19 protein-coding genes are annotated in these 15,447 nt (G+C 44.6%); 13 read left to right on the top strand and 6 right to left on the bottom strand.

The window, feature by feature from the left end; genetic code table 11:
• Positions 1-18: 18 nt before the first annotated feature.
• The 3 genes from QNI29_RS06695 (at position 19) to QNI29_RS06705 (ending at position 3,737) form a co-directional block, all read left to right on the top strand.
• Positions 19-2,169 carry a heavy metal translocating P-type ATPase gene (locus tag QNI29_RS06695; RefSeq protein WP_231418046.1) on the top strand — a complete coding sequence of 717 codons (2,151 nt, stop codon included), beginning with the start codon at positions 19-21 and terminating at the stop codon, positions 2,167-2,169.
• Positions 2,170-2,263: 94 nt separating this feature from the next.
• Complete coding sequence (locus tag QNI29_RS06700) at positions 2,264-2,461, top strand: hypothetical protein (protein ID WP_231418045.1); 198 nt, start codon at positions 2,264-2,266, stop codon at positions 2,459-2,461.
• A 187-nt stretch (positions 2,462-2,648) separates the two neighbouring features.
• On the top strand, positions 2,649-3,737 hold the full coding sequence (locus QNI29_RS06705; RefSeq protein WP_231418044.1) for an NAD(P)-binding protein: 1,089 nt from the start codon (positions 2,649-2,651) through the stop codon (positions 3,735-3,737).
• Between the two features lie 130 nt (positions 3,738-3,867).
• Here QNI29_RS06705 and QNI29_RS06710 read toward each other — a convergent pair whose 3' ends face one another.
• Positions 3,868-5,088, bottom strand: coding sequence for a hemolysin family protein (locus QNI29_RS06710; protein WP_231418043.1), 1,221 nt, complete (start codon positions 5,086-5,088; stop codon positions 3,868-3,870).
• A 215-nt stretch (positions 5,089-5,303) separates the two neighbouring features.
• Here QNI29_RS06710 and QNI29_RS06715 point away from each other — a divergent pair, with 215 nt between their 5' ends.
• Positions 5,304-5,579 (top strand): hypothetical protein, encoded by a 276-nt coding sequence (locus QNI29_RS06715; RefSeq protein ID WP_231418042.1) that lies wholly within the window; start codon positions 5,304-5,306, stop codon positions 5,577-5,579.
• Positions 5,580-5,669: 90 nt separating this feature from the next.
• On the opposite strand, the gene QNI29_RS06720 is transcribed toward QNI29_RS06715, so the two are convergent.
• On the bottom strand, positions 5,670-5,846 hold the full coding sequence (locus tag QNI29_RS06720; RefSeq protein ID WP_231418041.1) for a hypothetical protein: 177 nt from the start codon (positions 5,844-5,846) through the stop codon (positions 5,670-5,672).
• Positions 5,847-6,176: 330 nt separating this feature from the next.
• Between QNI29_RS06720 and QNI29_RS06725 the strand changes: the two genes are divergently transcribed.
• From QNI29_RS06725 to QNI29_RS06735, 3 genes are all read left to right on the top strand, one after another.
• Positions 6,177-6,701: a DUF6773 family protein gene (locus QNI29_RS06725; protein WP_231418040.1), complete on the top strand. Its 525-nt coding sequence runs from the start codon at positions 6,177-6,179 to the stop codon at positions 6,699-6,701.
• Entirely contained in the window at positions 6,698-6,898 is a 201-nt protein-coding gene (locus QNI29_RS06730; protein WP_231418039.1) for a helix-turn-helix transcriptional regulator, read from the top strand. The genes QNI29_RS06725 and QNI29_RS06730 overlap by 4 nt, the downstream gene beginning before the upstream one ends.
• Before the next feature lie 124 nt (positions 6,899-7,022).
• Positions 7,023-7,208, top strand: a complete 186-nt coding sequence (locus tag QNI29_RS06735) for a hypothetical protein (RefSeq protein WP_231418038.1) — start codon at positions 7,023-7,025, stop codon at positions 7,206-7,208.
• A 44-nt stretch (positions 7,209-7,252) separates the two neighbouring features.
• On the opposite strand, the gene QNI29_RS06740 is transcribed toward QNI29_RS06735, so the two are convergent.
• Positions 7,253-7,813 (bottom strand): hypothetical protein, encoded by a 561-nt coding sequence (locus QNI29_RS06740; RefSeq protein WP_231418037.1) that lies wholly within the window; start codon positions 7,811-7,813, stop codon positions 7,253-7,255.
• Positions 7,814-7,958: 145 nt separating this feature from the next.
• Positions 7,959-8,462: a hypothetical protein gene (locus QNI29_RS06745; protein WP_231418036.1), complete on the bottom strand. Its 504-nt coding sequence runs from the start codon at positions 8,460-8,462 to the stop codon at positions 7,959-7,961.
• Positions 8,463-8,643: 181 nt separating this feature from the next.
• Between QNI29_RS06745 and QNI29_RS06750 the strand changes: the two genes are divergently transcribed.
• Both QNI29_RS06750 and QNI29_RS06755 read left to right on the top strand, forming a co-directional pair.
• Entirely contained in the window at positions 8,644-9,138 is a 495-nt protein-coding gene (locus QNI29_RS06750) for a DUF3221 domain-containing protein (protein ID WP_231418035.1), read from the top strand.
• Between the two features lie 94 nt (positions 9,139-9,232).
• Positions 9,233-9,646, top strand: a complete 414-nt coding sequence (locus QNI29_RS06755) for a hypothetical protein (RefSeq protein WP_231418034.1) — start codon at positions 9,233-9,235, stop codon at positions 9,644-9,646.
• Positions 9,647-9,733: 87 nt separating this feature from the next.
• Here the strand turns inward: QNI29_RS06755 and QNI29_RS06760 are convergent, their stop codons facing one another.
• Positions 9,734-10,006, bottom strand: a complete 273-nt coding sequence (locus QNI29_RS06760) for a hypothetical protein (protein ID WP_231418033.1) — start codon at positions 10,004-10,006, stop codon at positions 9,734-9,736.
• A gap of 39 nt (positions 10,007-10,045) precedes the next feature.
• Positions 10,046-10,516, bottom strand: a complete 471-nt coding sequence (locus tag QNI29_RS06765; RefSeq protein WP_231418032.1) for a hypothetical protein — start codon at positions 10,514-10,516, stop codon at positions 10,046-10,048.
• Between the two features lie 213 nt (positions 10,517-10,729).
• Between QNI29_RS06765 and QNI29_RS06770 the strand changes: the two genes are divergently transcribed.
• The 4 genes from QNI29_RS06770 to QNI29_RS06785 all read left to right on the top strand — a co-directional run bounded on the left by QNI29_RS06770 (position 10,730) and on the right by QNI29_RS06785 (position 15,365).
• Entirely contained in the window at positions 10,730-10,924 is a 195-nt protein-coding gene (locus tag QNI29_RS06770) for a hypothetical protein (protein ID WP_231418031.1), read from the top strand.
• Positions 10,925-11,027: 103 nt separating this feature from the next.
• Complete coding sequence (locus QNI29_RS06775; protein ID WP_231418030.1) at positions 11,028-12,065, top strand: phosphotransferase enzyme family protein; 1,038 nt, start codon at positions 11,028-11,030, stop codon at positions 12,063-12,065.
• 834 nt (positions 12,066-12,899) lie between these two features.
• Positions 12,900-14,096 carry a hypothetical protein gene (locus QNI29_RS06780; RefSeq protein ID WP_231418029.1) on the top strand — a complete coding sequence of 399 codons (1,197 nt, stop codon included), beginning with the start codon at positions 12,900-12,902 and terminating at the stop codon, positions 14,094-14,096.
• A gap of 15 nt (positions 14,097-14,111) precedes the next feature.
• Positions 14,112-15,365 (top strand): metal-dependent hydrolase family protein, encoded by a 1,254-nt coding sequence (locus tag QNI29_RS06785; RefSeq protein ID WP_231418028.1) that lies wholly within the window; start codon positions 14,112-14,114, stop codon positions 15,363-15,365.
• Positions 15,366-15,447 lie beyond the last annotated feature (82 nt).

A 15,447-nucleotide genomic window follows, 5' to 3' on the forward strand; every position in this document is an offset into this window, starting at 1 on the left:
ACTAGAGGAGGAGTTAACGTGGACGAATATAAATTGCAGGGTCTGTCTTGTGCGAATTGCGCTGCAGATATGGAAGAGCAGATCAAGAAGTTAGAGAACGGGGAAGACGCTCAGATTAAGTTCAATTCCAGTAAGCTCGTTGTTTCTGAGGGAGTGGACCTCGATCAAGTAGAAGGAATTTTAAAGTCGGACGGGGCCGCGATCGTGAAAGAAAATCACGACCACGACCACCATGGTCATGACCACGATCACGATCATGCACATGGTTCCAATATGAAAACGCTACTTGTGACATCCGGTTTGATTTTCGCTTCGACGTTTGTGTTAGACAGTATGGTTCCGACAGCCGTCTTAATTGGGTTGTATGTAATCGCGATGGCGATCAGTGGATACCAGACGTTTGTGAAGGGTGCGAAAAACCTCTTTAAGCTGAAATTTAATATTGATACATTGATGACCATCGCTCTTGTTGGGGCCGTTTCCATAGGAGAATGGCGTGAGGCTACGATCGTTGCGATTCTGTTTGGTTTAAACGAATACCTAGAAGGCATGGGAATGGAAAAAGCGCGGGACTCAATGGAGAAGTTAATGAAAGTCGCGCCGAAAAATGCCACCCTACTTGAACAGGATGGCAGTGAGCGTGTCGTGCCGATTGAGTCTTTAAAGAAAGACGATCTTGTTCTTGTGAAGGCAGGCGAAAAGGTTCCTTCCGATAGTGTTGTTGTGGTAGGGAACAGTTCTCTGAATGAAGCAGCCATCACAGGGGAGTCGATGCCAGTTGAGAAGACCACAGGCGATGAGTTGTTCGGGGGAAGCATCAATAATGAAGGCCTCTTAAAAGTACGGATCACAAAGGAATATGAGGATTCGTCATTAGCAAAAATTCTTCACCTCGTCGAAGAGGCGCAGGAAGTGAAGACGCCAACAGAGCTGTTCATCAACCGGTTTGCGAAGTATTATACACCGCTGATTATGATCATCGCAGCACTCGTCATGGTCATCCCGCCGCTTCTTTTAGATGGAGACTGGGGAGCTTGGTTGTATCAAGGGTTGGCCGTGTTGATTGTAGGGTGCCCTTGTGCGTTGATCTTGTCTTCACCAATCGCGATCGTATCGGGGATTACGAAGAATGCGCGTAACGGAATCCTTGTAAAAGGCGGCGTGTTTCTCGAACAGCTTGGCAAGATTGAGACGATTGCTTTTGATAAAACGGGGACGCTCACAAAAGGCAAGCCGGCTGTTCAACAAGCGATTGTCTATGATGAAGACTCCTTCTATCAGATTGCGGGATCCGTTGAGAAGAATTCCTCTCATCCGATTGCCAAATCCATCGTAGCAGAAGCGGAGAAGAGAAAAGAAACGCTCATAGAACCTTCCAACGTCGATGCCATTCCTGGTCAAGGAATGGTCGCTACGATCAACGGGAAGTCATACTATGTTGGCAACGAGAAGACATTGAAAGACCTGGAGCTGACAGAAAAAGAGCAAGCGGATATCGAACGTCTTAAAAATGAAGGGTTCACGTTAGTCGTGGTCTCAACTGATGAACGAATCTTAGGCATGTTCGGCGTTGCTGATGAGATTCGGGAGGAAAGCTCTACATTAATGAAAGAGCTCCATGACACAGGCATTAAAAATACCGTTATGCTCACAGGTGACCACGAGAAAACCGGTGAGGCCGTGGCTTCGAAGATCGGCGTGACGAAAGTATTCGGCAACTTACTTCCTGATCAAAAAGTGGAAAAGGTGAAGGAGTTAACAAGATCATCGAAAGTCGCCATGGTCGGAGACGGCATAAATGATGCACCAGCCCTAGCAACAGCAGACTTGGGCATCGCCATGGGGAAAGGAACTGACAGTGCCATTGAAACGGCGGATATCGTCTTAATGCAAGACCACTTAGGTAAGCTACCAGGTTCAATCCGTACGGCAAAACAGGTGAACCGAATCATCAAAACCAATCTTTCCCTAGCCCTTGGTTTGAAGCTAGTCGCACTCCTCTTAACCATACCAGGCTGGCTCACCCTTTGGATTGCGATTCTGGCCGATATGGGAGCAACCATTTTAGTGACGCTCATTAGCTTAACCGTTCTGATTGAGAAGACTAAAAAAAGAAGTACAGAAGATGATGATCCTCAAGATTTGAAGGCAAAACAACCAATCGCATAGCAAATAGAATGAACCTGGAAAGATGATTTCCGGGTTTATTTCATGTCTATTGTGGAGTAGATAGAAAAGGTATAATAAACGAGAGGTGATCTTTATGAGTTTAGAAACATTTCTTCCTTATACAACATCCGGAGCACTGATTATTGGGGTTGTTTTCTCCCTCATCTATAGTTTATATATTAAGAAATCAGAATCAAAAGGATGGACGTTTACGGTTTTTACTTTCCTAATAGGCGTCATTTCGTCTAGTGCTGGGGTTATGATTTTAAAAGCAGTCGGTACGATTGAGTAGAGGATAAAAGTAGAAGAGAAAGTTTTAACAAGCGGATCCGCGTATGGGTTCGCTTGTTTTAGTGAGCGCGGGATGAGGGGACAGGTTCCTCGGCCCGCGGGACTAGGGACCTGTCCCCTCATCCCACGTCCCGGAGAATAAATGGAGCTTTCTTTACAAACACTAAGGAAAAAAGGGAGGCTACTTTGTGAAAATAGCGATTATCGGGGCGGGACTTGCTGGCCTTTCATGTGCATTGACGCTGGAAAAGAACGGACAAAAGGCTGATATTTTTGAACAACGGAAGGAAATCGGTTTAGGCTATGATATTGCGGAACTCATGACGCCTATTCTACACGCGCCTATTGAGGACGCTGTGAAATTCTTTTCAGAAACCTATGATATTCACTTAAAACCGGCCAGTAATGTACAGAAGATCTATGTTCATTCAGAGAACGAATCGGCCTATGTAGAAGGAAAAATAGGGTTTTCCAATATGCGCGGTAAATACAAAGAGTCCTATGAGAAGCAATTAGCCGATCAATTGGAGCATAGCAAAATTCATTATGACAGCCATGCGACTTATGAAACCATCTCGAAAGAATATCCCCATGTGGTTGTCGCCACTGGGGACCCACGGGATACTCAGGAAATTCAGCCATTTGATGTGGCCTTTCCTTCAGCTTTTGCTGGTGCGATCGTAAAAGGGGATTTTGTTCGTACAGAAGTCCATACCTGGTTCAACAATAATCTCGCGCCAAAAGGGATGGGCTACTTAATTCCTCACTCCACAACAGAAGCCACTCTCGTCAGTGTCTACCCACAATATAAGGATGAGTGGTTACAAAAAAGAGGAGAGTTCTGGGACGCGCTCGTGAAGGACGCTTCTCGCATTCTGAAACAGGAAATCGAGATTACTCAATCATTTACCATTGATGATTACATGATCGGGAAATGCCGTTATCCAAGAATCGGGAATACGTTTTTTGCTGGGAATTGTGTTGGAGCCATTACGCCATTTCTTGGTTTTGGACAGACGGGTTCAATTCTTAGTGGAATCTATGCAGCGCAGGATATGTGCGGGCTTGGGGATTATGAAACGCTTTGTAAACCACTCTTAAAGGATTATGATCATTCCCTGGTCCTACGTCGAACGATTGAAAAATTAGACAATCACCAGCTGGATTTGGTGACGAAGTCTCTTCATAATTCGGTGGTACGAAAGGTGGTTACTCAGCCGAATATGGGTGTTCTAAAAGGGCTGAGCTATTTGTTGAAGCCATTTACGTCGAAATAACTGAGGGGTGGGATGGAGGGACAGGTTCCTTGTCCCGCGGGACGAGGGACCTGTCCCTCCATCCCACAGTCCGAGTCCAGTCCAGCAAAAAAAGGCTTAGAGACCACGCCGTCTCTAAGCCTTTTGTAACTTATTTTATAATCTGCACTCTCTTAATAGAACGGCCTTCCATCTCTAAGATCTTAAAGGTCAGGTTCTCTCGCTCTAGCACGGATCCTTCCTGAGGGTGGTCATCGAGTTCATTTAAAATGTAAGCGGCTAGCACGTCTTCATCTTCTGGAATATCGGTGTCAAAGACGGCGTTGACTCGGTAAAGGGTCGCTTTTCCGTCACAAATGAGTTCAGTGTCGGACACTTTCTCGACAATGGCGTCATCATCTGGGTCTAATTCATCCTCGATCTCGATTCCGATCATCGCCTCAATCAGGTCCTCGTGGGTGATAATGCCTTCAGTTCCACCGTATTCATCCAACACAATTGCCATGTGCTGTTTGTGAAGGCTCATCTTTTGTAAGACTAAATCCACCTGCTGAAATTCATAAACGACTATAGGATCGTTAGTACAGAACGATTTTAACGATTGGTCCCTGTCGGCGTCCCAGTTTAGGAGATACTTCGAGTGGAAGACAGCAATGATGTCGTCCATATCATCCCGGTACACAGGATAGCGCGTGTAAGGGTGCTGCATGACGATTTCTCTTACTTCCTCAAACGTAGCGGAATGGGGTATGGCTTCGACATCGACGCGCGGTGTCTGTAAGATGTCTTTTACATTTAAGTTATGGAAATCAAATACACCTTTAATACGGCTTGATTCTTCCTCGTTAAACGTTCCCTCAGATCCCGCGATATCGATCATGGTGCGAAGTTCTTCTTTAGAGATCGATGCTTCTTCTTGCTTTCCTTTTGCTAAGATATTGTTTAAGGAATCGGTCAGTTTATTTAACACGATCGTGACCGGCTTAAAGATGATAATGAAGAAGCGGATAATCGGCGCCACTGTTGTCGCAATCTTATCAGGATAGGTTGCAGCGAAGGATTTCGGGATGACTTCTGAGAAGATAATGATCGTAACCGTCAGGACAGCAGAAGCGATCCCTACGTTAATACCATATTCCACAGCGAGTATCGTGACGAGGGTCGGCAGCAGAATATTAGCAATATTGTTTCCGATCAGAATGGTTGTAATAAATTCACTCGGCTTTGAAACGAGGTTCAATAACTTCTCGGCCTTTTGGTCGTTGTTGTTGGCTTTGGTTTGTAATTTCATTCGGTTTGTAGCGGTTAAAGCGGTCTCGCTCCCTGAGAAGAAAGCGGAGACGAAAATCAGTATAATAATCGCGATGAGCACGATTCTGTTCCTCCTTGTCCTGTTCCGTTCAAATTCAAATACTTCTACAACTATATCAAATTCAGTTATGAAAAGAAATGAAGACGACCGGGCATGCGTGTTTGTCTGAAGCTGAAAGGTGACGATCCGCCTCCTGATTGAAGAAAAGCTTTCTGCATTTACTTATGGAAAGCCTTTTTAGTATGTACGATAGAAGCTTATAAAAAGTTCCTTTTGTGTTGAATAGATATCCAAATGTAAGTCCTATTTCGAATCGTAGGAACCAACAGGGAGAGGTGTATCGTGCTGAAAAGACGAGCCTTTCTGAAGATAAGCTAGGAGATTATTACGGGGAGATTGAACACCATTCTCCTGATACGATGGTACAGGTTATTAATGAAGCGAACTTGTTCCAGGTGGGGACGGAGATTTATTTTAAGGAGGGGTCGAAGGAGAGCTTTTTCATTCTGTTTCGTGAAGATGTATATAGTTTGGAAGAGGTAGATTTGTAAAGATAAGGTGTGAGGATTCCCTATGTGCCAATTGAAAGAAATGATAGTGTTAAACTTTGATTACTATTTTCACACTAATGGGGCGATTGCTTAATGTAGCATTCGCCCCTTGTTAAGCTCCTTCAAAAAGTCCTCGTGTTGTCTCATATTGTGAATAACGTAATGTTCGTGGCAACCAGGGAAGTATAAGTTCCAAAAAGCTTCCCGGGCCTGCTCCTCAACGACTCTGTAATCCTCTGGTTGTTCAAGTCTAATTCTACTATTCATAATGACTCTCCTCTCTTTATTCACCGTACTTGATTCAGGAAAGGGTTGAAGAGCCCTTTTCCCTATTATGTCCATTTCCCTCACGGTAAGTAAATCCGCTGCTCGAACGGGGCGGAATCAGGTAGGGTGTGGATGCTGGTATTTAGTGATCTCCTACACTATATTACATTCTTACTAAGCATCAAAAACCTTTTCTCAACTACGAGTTTTCCCTAACCCTGCTCTTATTTTGTTAACCAAGAACATCATAAACGACTAAATGCAATATATATGTTGCAAAAAGACTTATTTATTATATAATGTAAGAAGAAGGAAATAAGGGGGAGTTGGATGGGATTGTTTAATCCGGGCAGGGTGCAGGATGAGCGGGTACGAAACTTGCAAAACCAGGTGTATAAAGAAATGTACATGGTCGTATTGATTGTTTGTGGGTTATCAGTGGCGTTAAAGGTGTACCAGCAAGGTGTTGTAGAAGCCAATATAGGGACTGAATTGATGATTGCCATTGCCGGAGGGGCTTATTATTTGATCCGGGCATCCAAACTTGGGATCTATTCCTACGAAGTGGAAACGCATGATCAGAAAAGCAGAGTGAGCCATGATCAGAAATACCTGTGGGGCGGTATTCTGTCTGGGTTACTAATTTCCTCGCTGTTTGGGATTCGTAGTGTGATCGAATACGCGGATAGCACAGGCGAGGGGGTTCTGTTTTTCTTCTTAAGCCTGTTTGGAGGACTGATCATTTACTTGCCCCTTTTTCTTATCATCGTCAGCATGCCTATGCTCGCTAAGAGAAAGAGCGATCGAACAATCGAGAAACAACTAGAAGATGAGGATGACGGTGATGAAATGTGAAGAATAAGCGATTAAAAATGGCTCGGGTGGAGTACGACTTATCCCAGCAAGGATTAGCAGAAAAGGTGGGGGTCTCTCGTCAAACAATCGGTTTGATTGAACTGGGCAAATACAATCCGACCCTACAGCTGTGCCTTGCGATCTGCTGGGCTTTAGGGAAGACGTTGGATGAGTTGTTCTGGCAGGAGCCGGAATAGTCGAAAGGACTGAGTTAGAGTTCTGCTAGCAGATATCATAATTAAAAAGTTGGAGATCAAGAGGATCTCTGACTTCAAGTGATTGAGGAGCAGGCCAATCTGGTAACGTAAGGCAGGTGAGTCTATGAAGAATCTTTCGGCAACGCAACTGTATCTCGCCTTTTTTGTGACAGTGCTTTCGTTTCTTCAGGCGTATACATACTGGGGCGATCAGGTGGCGTTAGCGTATTTCTTTCTGATCGCTGGCGTTGTTTTATTAGCGCTTGATTTTATAGCTATTTATAAAAAGAAAACTTCAGATAAACGTTAAAAGCAGAACGACCTAATCAAAGGCCGTTCTGCTTTTTTTACCCATTAGGCGAAAAAGAAAACGATCGATAGCGTTAGAATAAAGGTTAATGCGAACGTAATGATACCGATCATAAGCATGGTTTTGTTGAGCGCTTTGTAGTCTGCATTCCCGCTGTCAATTTTCTTCGCGCGGGCATGCATGCTCCAGTTTATTGTGGGGATTAGAATGAGCATAAGAATCACGAGTACCCACCACATGGTTTCGGAGAACAGAAAAGGATCACGATCGGCCATCAGAAATTGAAGTCCGATAACGACGAATAAGAACCCTTGAGTGAAAAGGGATTGCTTTCGTTCTTTCTGAAACGCTTCGGCACCAAGCTGGTCTCGTTCATATTCCAGTAATTTCTGCATGTCTTCTGTCAAAGCGTACCGACGGGTGAAATATCGAACCAGTTCAATCGCGAATGCAAGGAAAAGAAGCATCATTAAACCGAAGTAAAATTGTTTGAAAGTAACGTCCTGCATGGAAAAGATTCCGAATATAACTGGGATAAGAATAAGCCATAGGTTGGCAATGAGATATTGCTTTTTCCGGAGTCGATGAATTTCTGCTTGGTTCATAGGAACCCTCCTGATTTTGGTCTTAGTCTCTATACGTTTTTAGAGGAGGGGAGGTTTCGGAGTTTTGTGGAAGGATTGTCTTATAAAAAACGCTCAGGTGTCTAACCCGATCGCTGCCTTATCCACGTAACGTCAGGAAAGTTTATTAATCAGGTGTTTCAGTCGTTACAATCTTCTCATAGGGGATCCCTAAACATTGATACTTAATCGTTACTTTCTCAATACTACTTTGATGTCCCAGTGTAATAGCATAAATTAAATCATCATCTGTAAGGGTACCTTCGTTTAGCTTATCTAATTGTTTCTGAGGATGGGTATTCGGCTTTAGCTTGGCATTTTCTAGGTTTAAAAAGTGATATTCTTCAGCCTCTTTACCATTAAAATCGGTGGTGATGATGAAGCCGTTTGTAGGATGGCTAACCTGTACTTTTGCCTCAGAAGGCTTGAGGTTCTCATTTACTAAAACGTCCGTTAATTTAATATCACCGAAAGGGTACTGGTTGCCTGCTTCCAATAATATGACCTTTTTCCCTTTTTGATAGGCCAAACCGTCCGCCAATGCCAAAGGGGGATTTATTTTTGCAAAAACGTAACTCCCGACTGTTAGTAAGACGACTATCGAAATGAAAGGAATGATAGATTTCTTCAAGACGCTCCTCCTCTTTCTATTTTTTTCCGCAAGGCAGTTTGTCTTTACAAGTATATTAACATAAATATCCAATTAAGAATTCAAAACTGAACATTTCCCGTGCAATGTTTAATCAAAAACTCTAAAATCGTTGCAACTCCTCCCAAACTGTAACGTCCAATATAGAAAAGGGGGGAGACGGATGTTTTATCGATTGACTCTCGCAATGGGTCTTATACTCCTGATTCTGGGCGGCTGCTCTAGTGAGAGTTATGGCGAGCGTTCAGACATAGCAGGATATGTGATGGAGAAGAAAGGCGATGAAATTCTTGTCGTAAGTCCAGAGTCTGAGGATCTTGGTGGGAATGAGGAGTTCTACGATGCGGTATGGGCAAAGGATGCGCCAAATGATATCAAGGTAGGAGATCGTATCGCGCTTTGGTTCAAGGGAGGACTCGAAACTTCTTATCCCGGTCAGGCGACAGTAGGAAAAATAGAGTTGCACAACCGATCGACTCCAAAAGATGCCACCATTTCAGAGGGAGAAGCCCTTCGCCATGCGTTAGATGAGGTGGAGAGGGACAGAAGCCTTTTTACAGTGCAATCTATTAAGTATGATCAAAATCAATGGTCGGTTATTTTAAAGGATACGAAAAGTTATGAGACCCAAACGGTGACCGTGGAGGATGAAAAGTGAAAGATGTATTGTGATTATAAAAAGTTTAGAGGAAATAGATGGAAAATTATGATAAACTTAAACAAAAGAACCGGATGAGAGAGGAGTTGAAGAAATGACCTACACGGCCAGAACTCAAAGAGGAGTGTTGGCATTTTTCCTTGCGATCGCAGTGGGGTCAATTACTTGGGTCGATCTTTACGTTCAACTAGTGATTGCGCTCGTTATTCTATTTTGCATCTGCCTGACATTCAAACTTGAAATGAACGAACGATCTTTGACATTCCAGGTCAGCTTTTTCAACTTTCGAATCTACAAAAGAGAACAAACAGCAGACCAAATCTCTCATATCACATTGAAGCGAGTGGGCTGGACTACAAAAGGAGCGGTCGTTCAGATTAAGAAAGGGATGAACTTGAGAATCTCTCGTTTCGCTCCAGAGAACGTGTTTGAGGATTTAGTGGGATTTGCGGATCGGAATGGCATTGCGGTGTCGAAAACGAAGGATTATGAGGTGTTGGAAAAGTGAAGAGGTTTTAGAACGCTTAGGTGAAAAACACCTAAGCGTCTATTTTTTATGTTGGCTGATTCATCAAACAACCCAATAGTAAAGGAATTATTGCTGATTAGAGTTTGATAGGGGCGTATATTTCTTCCAATCTCCACCGCCTATGCTTTCCCAATAATCACCTGTCTGTTTATCAAAAATTCTAAAATAATCATTAACGATCACGATATGTTCGTAGCGGTTTTCGTTTTGTACTTTCTCATTTGGCTTTTCAACAACTTCACGATCCTTCGTCTTCAAAGCATCAGAAATAAACCACGAACTTATAACAATACATACACCTAAAAATATTATAGAGAATGCCTGTATATTCTTATTCATTCAACTCTTCCACCTTCTATCATTTATGCTTTGTATTCCCTATCCGTTCTGATGGCTTTGATCCATCTTCCTGGCTCGAGATAACTCTCTCCAGGTGGCTAGAGGGAGGATAATCATAAGAAATACGAACATAAAGGTCTGCAGATTATTGTAGAAAAAAGGAGACTGCGCGCTTTCTTCAACGTATTGAAGGCCCATCACGAAAACCAGAAAACCTTGTGCAATCAAAGAGAGATTGAGTTCTTTATTATAAGCACTCGTCCCTAATTGCTTTCGCTCGTATTCTTTCAGTTTTTTCATATCCTTTCCCCATCCATCAAACCCCGTCATTCTTCTATATAAGGTGAAGACGAACGAAATGGAGATGATGAGGAAGAGAGACAGGTGAAATTGTTTTCCCGTTGTGAAGAAAGAAAAAATGATGCTGGCACCGACTGTCAGGGCGATCAAAGATACGTTGATTCCTATCAGCTGTTTACGCCGCAACCGTTTCAGTTCTTGTTCTGTCATAGAACGACTCCTTTCTTGAAAATAGGTTCCGGTCAGGGTAACGGAAGTTTTGAGTATAATTTTACCATTTTTGGTGCAGATGGCAAGGAGAATAACTGGTAAAGTTCAGTTCATATCGGATTATTTTTAAACTCATCTTAAACTCCTTTTTCCGCTCCATTAACCTCTGTTTTGTATGATGGAAATAGATCTTCACAAAGGGGAGGGGTTCATATGAAGGAAGCATTACTAGTCGTTTCGATGATTTGCTTATTTACAACGTTTATCTTATTTTTGAACAATCTGATTAAGTATGGTTTAAAGGAAGGGCTAATAAGAAAAGGGCGCCGTTCAAATTGGTATATGATGGGGCTTTTCGCAGTTTACATTTCTACATTTGTCGTCTTTCTCATACTGAAAAATAGCTAGGCGGTGAGTGATCTCATCGTCTTTTGTTTTGGTGGAGAAAAAGGGATTTCTCTTAAGAAATCGAATACTAGGAAGTGTAGATGAAAGGGAAAAGGTGATAGGAATGGAACAGTGGATTGATGCATTATTTAGCGAATCGTTATTAGAAGAAGCGGCGAATCGGTTCGGCACAACGAGTGCTGAAGCAGAGAAGCGTGGAGATTTTGAGAATTATATCTATGAAGTGCATAAAAAGGGGAAGCCTTATATTTTAAGATTAACGCACAGCTCTCACCGCAGCGGGGAGGACATACAGGCAGAGTTAGAATGGGTGAATTTCCTACATAAAAATGGCGCGAACGTTTCGGTGGCCTATCCTTCTATTCATGGGGAGCTCGTGGAGGAGATAGGAGTAGAAGGGTCTTCCTTTTCTATCTGTTTGTTCGATAAAGCACCCGGGACTTTAGTGAAGATGGACGATGAGCGGTTTGGGCCTGAATTGTTTCAGAGCTGGGGGCAAGCAGTTGGCCACATGCATAAAGTGACAAAAGGCTATAAAGCTGGCAATCATAAGAGAGACCGGTGGGATGAGGATGATCTTCTAACCTTTTCGAAGTATTTAGATCAAAATAAGGACAAAGCGATTATCGCGGAGGGAGAAAAGGTGGTCCGTGAACTGCAGAGTTTCCCTGAAACAGAAGAAAGTTTCGGCCTGATTCACTCAGACATCCACCCGGGGAACTTCTTCTATCATGAAGGCGACATTCACATCTTTGATTTTGATGATAGTACGTATCACTTTTATGTGAGCGACATCGCGATTCCTGTCTATTATCCTATCTGGTGGAAGCATCGTGAGGACGCCCTTTCCGTTCGGTCTGCGTACGGAGAAGAAGTCTTGTATGATTTCTTAGTCGGCTATCTTAAGGAGAACCGACTCGATCTTGACTGGATTAAGAAGATTCCATCCTTCTTGAAGCTTCGGGATATTGAGCTGTACACCGTATTTCAAAAGAAATGGGAACCAGAGAATCGAAATGAGAAAGAACAACAACTAGTAGACGGCATCCGCGATCGAATCGTTCGGGATGAACCACTGATTGAACTGGATTACGAAAAGATTTATCAGCGGGCTTTAGGAGAGGCAGCGAAGGTTCAGTGATGAGTTGCTAGGAAGGGGTGATTCCTGTATGGGGAATCACCTCTTTTTGGTTTGGGCATGTTGTTGGTGGCTCGGGCGGGGATTAGTTGAGTCGTTTTGTTGTGGACTTGAGCCGGTGGGAGCTGAGTTAAGCCGTTATGGCTCGACTTGGGCCGTCGAGCGCTGCCGGCCGGGCCGAGCTCGAGCCGCCTGCGCCGGACTTGAGCCGTAGCGCGCGCACTCGAGCCGTTCGCTCCTAACTTGAGCCATTCCGCCCCGACTTGGGCCGTCGGTCACTGACTTGAGTCGTTAAAATCAATGCTTGAGCCGAAATCGCTCAAACTCGAGCCATTTCAAGCCATCTAGAGCCGCGCGCGCCGGACTTGAGTCGTAGCGCGCCAACTTGAGCCGTCCGTGCCGGACTTGAGCCACCCCCGTCGAACTCGAGCCATTCCGCTCCGACATGAGCCGTCGGGCGCTGACTCGCGTCGTTAAAAATAGTGCTTGAGCCGAAATCGCTCAAACTCGAGCCACGCCGCGCCAACTTGAGCCGTCCGCTCCGCACTCGAGCCACGACGCGCCAACTTGAGCCGCCCGCTCCGCACTCGAGCCAAAGCCGCGCCAACTTGAGCCCTCCGCTCCGCACTCGAGCCACGAATCGCGAACTTGAGCCACCCGCTCCCCCGCCTTGCCCCGCACCCCACTGACTTTTTATCTTTCTTTTCTGAAAATTAAGTATTGTCATGCAACTCCGGACCTACTATACTCAACATCATATTCTTTTTAACGGAATCCCCCTTGGGAAGGATTCCAAAGATCGTCTTTATACATATTCTTTGAAAGTAGGTGGAACGAATGAACGCAGTTGTAGCAAGTTTAATTATGGTGGGCGTTTTGGCCATTGGAGAGATGGTGTCGTTTAAGACCCGGGCGAAGCTTCCGAGTTTATTGGTGGCATCGGTGCTCTTCTATTTATTAGTTCAATCCGGAGTGGTTCCATCGAATATTATTGAATCATCCACATTAACCGCAATCGGTACGGTCATGATCCCGGTATTGCTTGTGCATTTAGGGACGACGGTGCCGCTTGAAGGGTTGAAGCAGCAATATAAAGCGGTGTTGATTTCACTAGCTGGTCTTTTATTTTCGGTTCTATTAATCTTGTTTGTCATCCCGATCTTCTTTGACTTTGAATCGGCGTTAGCGGGGGCTGGGCCTCTTACGGGCGGATTAATTGCTTACCTTGTCACGTCTGATGCGCTTAAAGAAATGGGCTTTGAGAACCTCGTTACGATCGCGATTTGTGTGTATATTTTACAAAAGATTATGGGGATGCCGGTTACGTCGTTCTTATTACGTAAATATGCGTATCACTTTAAAGAGTCAGGCGCAGCGGAGCGTCATATGGCAGCTTCTGTTGCGGCGGATGCGAGTTATGAAGATGAAGAAGTGGAGGCGACGGAGCAGGAATCAGAGAAGCGCTATCTGTTACCGAAGCATTATTTAGACAGTCCGTTCATCTTGTTATTCATGATTTTAATTGCCGGTACGATTGCTTATGGACTGGGCGAAGTAACTGGGGTTCACCAGAGTATTTATGGACTAATTCTAGGTATTGCCGGGTCTTACTTTGGTATTTTCCCGCCGAAGGCATTGGAGAAGGCGAACGCATTTGGCCTTGCGATGGTCAGCTTGCTTTTAATCGTATTGAGCTCGCTTGCTGATGTGACGCCTGCTCAAATTTGGGACGTGCTTCCGGTGATCGTATCTATTATTGCGATCGGAACAGCGGGTCTTGTTGTTGGCGGATTTATCGCTTCGAAACTATTAAAATGGCATCCGTATAAAGGGATTTCCGTTGCGCTAACGGCCCTGTACGGATTCCCGGCGGATTATCTTTTAGCTCAAGAGGTAAGCCGTAGTGTTGGGGAGACGGAAGAGGAGCAAAACGCAATCTTTGATGATATCTTATCTCCGATGTTGATCGGCGGGTTCGTGTCTGTATCGTCTGCTTCGATCATCATCGCAAGTATCTTAGTGAAACTACTGTAAGAGGAGTGTCTAGAAATGGAATTAACGCTAATCAAGAATGGAACAGTCATTGATGGAACAGGCGGGGAACCGGTGAAGAAGGACATTCTCATTCGTGATAATCGAATTGAAGCGCTTGGTCAGCCGAGCCAGCTCCCTGAGCCGAGTGAAGGGAAGGTCATCGATGCGGATGGCAAATACGTATTGCCCGGGCTGATTGATACGCACGTGCATTTAATGTTCGAGCTAGAAGACGGCAATGATACGGTGGAAGAGCCGTTTTCTCTTAAATTTTACAAAACGGTTCATAACATGAAGAAGACTTTGGATGCTGGCATTACAACTGTCCGCGACTGTGGCTTCACCGATGCAGGTGTAAAAGATGCGGTGGAAAAAGGTCTCGCAGAAGGCCCTCGCATGCAGCTAAGCATTGTCCCGATGACGATTACAGGCGGTCACGGGGATAAATGGATGCTTTCTGGAATCGATAATTCCCAGAGGAGTTATCCGGGAATGCCTGATGGACGCTGTGATGGTGTGGAGGAAGTGCGTAAGAAGTCTCGTGAGATTTTACGTGCAGGAGCGGATGTATTGAAGGTCCACGCAACAGGTGGCGTCTTCAGTCCGACAGACCATCCTGAGTTCACGCAATACACGGAAGAAGAACTCCGCGTTATGGTACAAGAAGGAGCTTATCGCCGTGGAACGAAGGTGATGGCTCATGCTCAAGGGGCAGAAGGAATTAAGAACGCGGTTCGTGCAGGGATCCACTCAATTGAACACGGGATTTTCCTCGATGACGAAGCGATTGAACTGATGCTTCAAAATGGGACATATCTTGTTCCGACGTTACTGGCTCCTTTATCCGTGATTGAAGCTAGTGAGCGTTCCGATAAGATTCCAGAATACGCTGCAAAGAAAGCAAAAGATGTGTACGAGCAGCATAAAGAAAGTATCCAGAAAGCGTACAAAGCCGGCGTGAAGATCGCCATGGGGACTGATGCAGGCGTGATGCGTCACGGCACTAACCTTCGCGAACTTGGCCTGATGGTGGATGCAGGAATGTCACCAGAAGACACGATCAAAGCCACGACTAAAACAGCGGCTGAGTGCATGGGCTGGGGCGATGAACTTGGCACGCTAGAAGAAGGCAAGCTCGCAGACCTTATCATCACAAAAACCAATCCGCTGAAAAACATTCGAAATTTAGAAAAGCAGGACAATATCGCTTTTGTTATGAAGGATGGAAAAGTGGAGAAAGATCGTTTGAAGAAGCCAGTGAGCGTTTAATCGAGAAAGTTTAATAGACAAGCCATTTAGGGGTGCGAATCGACTATGATTTTGCATCCCTATTTTTGTGGGGAAATGGTTG

This window comes from Pontibacillus chungwhensis (assembly GCF_030166655.1).
Taxonomy (GTDB): domain Bacteria; phylum Bacillota; class Bacilli; order Bacillales; family BH030062; genus Pontibacillus.